The sequence below is a fragment of the Bacteroides sp. OF04-15BH genome (assembly GCF_003477995.1).
GTDB lineage: Bacteria > Bacteroidota > Bacteroidia > Bacteroidales > Bacteroidaceae > Paraprevotella.
Window position 1 is genome coordinate 66,469 of sequence record NZ_QUEM01000019.1, and the last position, 6,484, is coordinate 72,952.

3 protein-coding genes are annotated in these 6,484 nt (G+C 50.1%); 2 read left to right on the forward strand and 1 reads right to left on the reverse strand.

The window, feature by feature from the left end:
• The first annotated feature begins 43 nt into the window (after positions 1–43).
• Together DXA74_RS09835 and DXA74_RS09840 are read left to right on the forward strand one after the other, a co-directional pair.
• A complete protein-coding gene (locus DXA74_RS09835; protein WP_118527118.1) occupies positions 44–1,351 on the forward strand; it encodes a S28 family serine protease in 1,308 nt (435 codons plus the stop codon).
• 97 nt (positions 1,352–1,448) lie between these two features.
• Positions 1,449–3,932: a glycoside hydrolase N-terminal domain-containing protein gene (locus DXA74_RS09840; protein WP_118527120.1), complete on the forward strand. Its 2,484-nt coding sequence runs from the start codon at positions 1,449–1,451 to the stop codon at positions 3,930–3,932.
• A gap of 263 nt (positions 3,933–4,195) precedes the next feature.
• Here the strand turns inward: DXA74_RS09840 and DXA74_RS09845 are convergent, their stop codons facing one another.
• Positions 4,196–6,442 carry a glycoside hydrolase family 95-like protein gene (locus tag DXA74_RS09845; RefSeq protein ID WP_370448498.1) on the reverse strand — a complete coding sequence of 749 codons (2,247 nt, stop codon included), beginning with the start codon at positions 6,440–6,442 and terminating at the stop codon, positions 4,196–4,198.
• Between the last annotated feature and the right edge of the window lie 42 nt (positions 6,443–6,484).

Below are 6,484 nucleotides of genomic sequence, written 5' to 3' on the forward strand. Positions count from 1 at the left end.
CAGACGCAGAAAATTATTAACCAGTAATAGATTGAATTTTTGTATGAAAGGAACGCAAATCAAATCCGCACTGACCGTTCTGTTCCTGCTGTTGGTATTGCCTTTAGGCATTTATGCCGACTCACTGACCGAGAAACTGGAACAGATCAAAAGCATCAACAACATCCGGCCGCTGAAAAGCAGCAAGTTTAAGGAAAAGTATCTCGTGAACTTCAACCATCCGGTAGACTACAAAAACAGCAGCGCCGGCCGTTTTAACCAGCGTGTTGTCATTTCTCACACCGGATATGACCGTCCGACAGTGATCGTGACTGAAGGCTACGGCGGCAGCTATGCCCAGAACGAGAACTACACAGAGGAGTTGGCCGAAATTCTTCAGGCTAATCTGATTCATGTGGAATACCGTTATTTCGAGGAATCAACCCCATCACCCTGCCAGTGGCAGTACCTCACCGTGTGGAATTCTCTGAATGACCTGCACGAAATCGTAACGGCACTCAAAGAAATCTATCCCAAGAAATGGCTGGCCACCGGTATCAGCAAAGGCGGTATGACGACCATCTTCTATCGTGCCTACTTCCCGAACGATGTGGAAGTATCAGTACCTTATGTTGCTCCGTTCAACAAGGCTGTTGAGGACGGACGCCATGAAAAATTCCTGGAGCACCAGGTAGGAACTCCGATGGAACGTGCCTGCATTCTGGATTTCCAGAAAGCCCTGCTCAAGCGCAAGGCAGCCATCATGCCTCAGTTCCGCAGCTTCTGCGAAAAGAACAATTACAAGTATAACATTTCTCTGGAGGATGTATACGACTACTGTGTGCTGGAATTCCCGTTTGCCTTCTGGCAGTGGGGCAAGGATGTGCACATTCTTCCGGATGCCAACGGTGCCAGTGACGAAGAAATGCTGAAGGCTCTGATTGCCCATTCCTCACCGGACTATTTCCAGTACGAAACTTCCAGCAAATCATTCTATGTGCAGGCTGCCCGCGAATTGGGATATTACGGCTATGACGTGCGTCCGCTGCGTCCTTACATCGGTCTCAAGACTGCCGAGAATTATCTGAACGATGTCATGCTTCCGAAAGAGCTGCAAGGCATCAAGTTCGACAAGACACTCTACCGCGATACCCGCAAGTTCCTGAAGAAGGAAGACTGCAAGATGATGTTCATCTATGGCGAAAACGATCCTTGGACCGCTTCGGGCGTGAACACCTGGCTGGACTTCTCCAAGAAGAAGAACATGAAACTGTTCATCGACCCTACCGGTTCACACATTTCCCGTATCGGCACCATGCCGGCCACACAGCGCGAGGAGGCTATCCGCATCCTCAAAGAGTGGATGAAATAAACAGAAAGCTGCCTCCCGAAGGCGGCTTTCCTTCTTCTTGCTATCCCTCACTTATTCCGTAACCTATAAACCAATATCTATAACACCTTATTTAATTATGTTTGCACACACTTTTCGGGGCATTGCTTTCGCCTGCTGCACTATTTGCAGCACCTATGCCGCAACGCCTCTTTTCCAACAACAGATGGAGTCGGAAGCTCGCAGTCTCTATCAAACCCATGCTTCTTTAACCGGCGACTACACTGGAATATCCACTACACTTTCAACAAACCCGGAAGTTAAAATCACAGCCAAAGAAATTCCGCCACACGAACCGCTCACCTTATGGTATAAAGAACCGGCAACCAACTGGGTGACTCAGGCACTTCCCATCGGAGGTGGTGATTTTGGAGCCATGATTTTTGGCGGAATAGCTCAAGATCGCATTCAGTTCAATCACAAGACGCTTTGGAAAGGAAGCGCCAAGACCGGAGATCTGGGTTCATATCTGAATTTCGGCGAGCTCTATATTATCAATAAGGAAAGCGCACCGGTATCGGACTATCAGCGCGGTCTGAACCTGAAAGAGGCCATCGCTCAGGTGGAATACACCCAGAACGGCATTGATTTCCGTAAAGAATATCTGGCCAGCTATCCCAACAAAGTAATCGCCATACGCTATATGGCTTCAAAAGGGCATCCCCTGAATCTGGAATTGCAACTGCTCCATGTCCAAGGGGATGGCACTTCCTATTCCAACGAGGGCGCAGTATTCGGCGGACAGTTGGCCAACGGTATGCATTATCGGGCGCAAATGAGTGTCGAACAGAAAGGAGGAAAGGTCACTGCAACCACTTCGGGCATCCAAATTTCCGATGCCCGTGAACTGATTCTTTACCTGGCCTGCGACACGGATTTTGATCCGCTTGCTCCGAACCACATGACCGGAAATACCCAGGAACTGGAAAAGCGGATACAGCAACGGCTCACCGATGCACAGAAAATGGGATACAAACGCATCCGGAGAAAGCATATCGACGACTATACGGCACTGTTCAATCGCGTAGACTTCAGCCTGAAGCAGGCAGATTTCAAGGCACCAACTCCTACCCTTTTGGAGGAACAGCACGAAAATGCTTCTTATAGTGCCGCTCTGGACATGCTTGCCTTTCAATACGGACGCTATCTCACCATAGCCTCATCGCGCGGTGTAGCCCTCCCCTCCAATCTGCAAGGAATCTGGAACAAGGACGGCAATGCCACTCAAGATGCCGTATGGGCTTCGGACATTCATGCCAACATCAACGTGCAGATGAACTATTGGCCGGCCGAACCGACCAACTTGAGCGAATGCCATCTGCCCTTCCTGCAATACATCTACAACGAAGCCATGCGCCCTAACGGAACCTGGCAGCAGAATGCCCGCGATCTGGGTGTCCGCTCCGGATGGGTGGTCCATACTGCCGGAAATATTTTCGGTGGGGCCAGCTATTATAAAGCCGGAAAATACTCGGTAGCCAATGCCTGGTTCTGCGAACATCTCTGGCAGCACTTCCTGTATACCTGCGACACGACCTTCCTGCGCCAGACGGCTTTACCCGTCATGAAATCCACCTGTGAGTTCTGGTTTGAGCGACTGGTCGAGGCAGCGGACGGAACCTTGGAGTGTCCCTACGAATATTCTCCCGAACAGGGACGCATACAAAACGCCACGGCACACGGACAGCAACTGGTAACGCAACTCTTCCTTAACACACTCGATGCACTGGATGCTGCCGGCGAAACGGCAAACGATGCCTTCCGGCAGACCTTAAAAGAGAAGTTGGCACGCATAGACCGCGGCCTGCGCATAAACTCCAAAGGCGAGCTGCGCGAGTGGAAATATCAGGAGAACACTCCCAACCAACCGGCCAATCAGAACCATTTTGCCAATGACGAAGCCAACGTATGGCAAGGACACCGGCACACCTCACATTTGGTAGCCCTCTATCCGGGCTTTGAGATTGATCCGGGAAAGAATGATACCATCTTCAAGGCTGCCGTACAATCTTTAAAGGACAGAGGAGAAACCGGTACGGGATGGGCACTGGCCTGGCGCATCGCTCTGTGGTCACGCGCTAGAAATGCCCAGAAAGCCTACACCTTCCTGAGAAAGTTCACGACACACACCGACGCACTTTCCTACAACTGGTACGGCGGTCTCTACGACAATATGCTCGATGCACACGCCACTTCCGTATTCCAGATTGAAGGAAACTTCGGCGCCACCGCCGGTATGGCCGAAATGTTGCTGCAAAGCCGGCCGGATTCTATGGTATTGCTTCCCGCTCTGCCACAGGCGTGGTCTGAAGGTTCTATAAAAGGGTTGAGGGCCATCGGCAATTTCGAACTGGATTTGGAATGGAAGAATCACCAGTTATGCCGCCTGCATCTCCGTTCCGGCTCGGGAAAACCTGCAGTTCTCGCCTACCCTGGTATTGAAAATGCCCGAATCAAAGAAAACGGAAAAAGATTCAAAGGCCAAAAAGAATGCGGCAAGAATCGCCTTATTCTGGAAACAGAAGCCGGCAAAGAATATGTCCTGACCTGGGAAGACAAGTAAAAACCGTAAAAGAAGAGGCCAAATCCAAAGTGAATCGGCCTCTATGAAAGGCTATCTCTTGTAAATTCCCAATATAAACGAGTCTTATCATAATCTCAAAAAGAATTATGATAAGGCTCGTTTCTATATACATATAAATAGAAAGCGTTGCAACCCTACAGGCAACAAATCTAAAAGAGCCATATCAGCACTTGAAAAAACCAGTGTGATACGGCTCTTTTTGGATTGACATTATCAAAGCAAATATTTTTATGTTATCGGTTTCACAAATCTACCGATATCCATTTTCCTTTTGGAGCATGCACCTGAATGGTGTCTCGCTGTCCCATTCCTTTAGGAATTCCCAGTGTCAGATCGCCACCAACTTCAGAACAGATCCGCACTTCGTCCACTTTTCCGTTCTTCATGGAAGCCGAAACCTGTACGCCACCCATAGCACGCAGTTTCTCGAAAGACACATCCTTCCAGTCTGCCGGTATTGCCGGGAAAATCTGAATCACATCCGTATGGCTCTGCAACAGCATTTCCTGCACACCTGCCGCAAAGGCAAAGTTACCTTCGAGCGTAAACGGGCGATAGGTAAACAACGATTTTCCGGTACCGCTCTGATCTCCGTTGGCATGGAAGGTATTCTTCAGGCAGAAGCATTCGGCAAAGGTACGCAAGGCTTTTGCCGCCCCTTCTCCATCAAACATGCGCGCTTTCATATTGCCCAGCCAGGCATAGGAATATCCCGTCCAATAATCCGGACCATACTGATCCAACCGTTTCACCGTGGCACGGATGATGCGCTGTGCTTCCGGTCCGTCGCTCCAGTCAATCAGTCCCAACGGATGAATGGCCATCGCATGTGAAAAATGGCGATGGGATGCTTCATAAGGGAAGCCCTTGGCAAAAGTAAGGCTACCGTCATCTGCCAGATCGTACTTAGGCAGTTGCGAACCGATTTCCCGCCAATGTACTGCCTCCTGAGACAGCTGCAAGGCATCAGCCATTTCCGAAGCCGCACGGTAAATAAAGGTCATCAAAGACAAATCATAATTGGTCATGGTCTTGAACCAAGCCTGAATGGAGTTGTCAAAAATCTCCGGACTGCTGCTGAACTCCAGACGACGAACTCCTGTAGACTCATCCACCTTGGATATCTGTTCCAGGAAAGTGGCTACATCGCGCACAAACGGATAGCCTTTCTCTTTCAGAAACTCTTTATCGGCAGAATATTTCCAGTGCAGATAGAAATGATGGGCAATCCAGGCACCGGTAGTCTGCGACATGGAATATTGTATCCAGCCTCCCATCGGTTCTCCGGTAAGGGTAGCCACTCCGGGCACATTCAGTCCCTCGGTCTCAAAGTACTGACGGGTCCATTTCCGGTAGGTATCGCACTGATTCCAGATGGTATTCAGATAGCCCATTCCTTCTTTCAGATGATTGCCCGTATAAGCCGGCCAGTAGCTCAACTCGGTATTCAGATCGTGGTGATAGTCTCCCTTCCAAGGTGGCAGTTTGCCGTTATCGGCCGTCCACACGGCCTGTAAGGAGATGGGATAAGAGTCCTCACGTGCTGCGGAACCGAACTTATACATTTCATTGTCATATTGTTTCTGTAATACAGGATCGGGCAAATTTACGGAAGAAGCCTTCCAGTAGTCTTTCCAGAAAGCCAGATGCTCGCGATAATCACGGTTCATGCCCCGCTGCATGGCCTCTTCCACCTCGTTCAGGGCCTGATCGGCAGACAGTGAGGTGGTGACGCTCCACACACCATACAAGGCATCACCACGGCGTTCCCATTCTACCACGACATCATAATGAAAGTCTCCCCAACCCGGCTGATGGTACACAATGCGGTTGGGCGTTTCCGTAATTTTACCCTGCTTATAGCCCAACCGTTCCAAATCCGGTCCGGAATGGTCGTTGGACCGGTCGGACGACGAGCGGTCATAAACCGGAGGCACGATCTGAGGAAGCACAGAATCCTTCAGGTTATAAAAGGCAAACCAGCCAACGGGCTCTGTGGCATGAACAAAAGTCTGCATGCGCACACCATTCTTCCAGTTCACCTCGCACAAAGCGTTGTCCAGATAAAGATGCACGGAATCGGGAGCCCCCAAATGTTTCAGCGAGAACTCCAGAGCAGCACCCGGTATCTTCGAAGGTGCCGGGTCACGGTCATAAGGCCAGTCGAATTTCTTCTGTACGGGCAGATAATCGTTTTTACGGATTTGCTCCTTCACCCACGAAAAACGGTAGCGGTCGCCGGAAAGGCTGTCGCTGGGGCGCAAATCCCACAAGTCGGTGCGGTCTAAGGAAAAGCGTAAAGAAGAATCTTTCTGCCACACCAGAACACCCACAGTAGCATTTCCCAAAGGAATTCCTTCATCCCAGGTGGGAGCCGCTTCTGCAAAAGTCAAGTCTTGAGCTGTGGGGGTGACCTCACAGACAGTCACCCCACGACACCCCATCAGGAGGAAGATTCCTCCCCACAAAAGCAATCGGTCTTTTTTCATAAACCTCAAATCCGCAACTAAGCTCTTCAGCGTCCTTCTTGC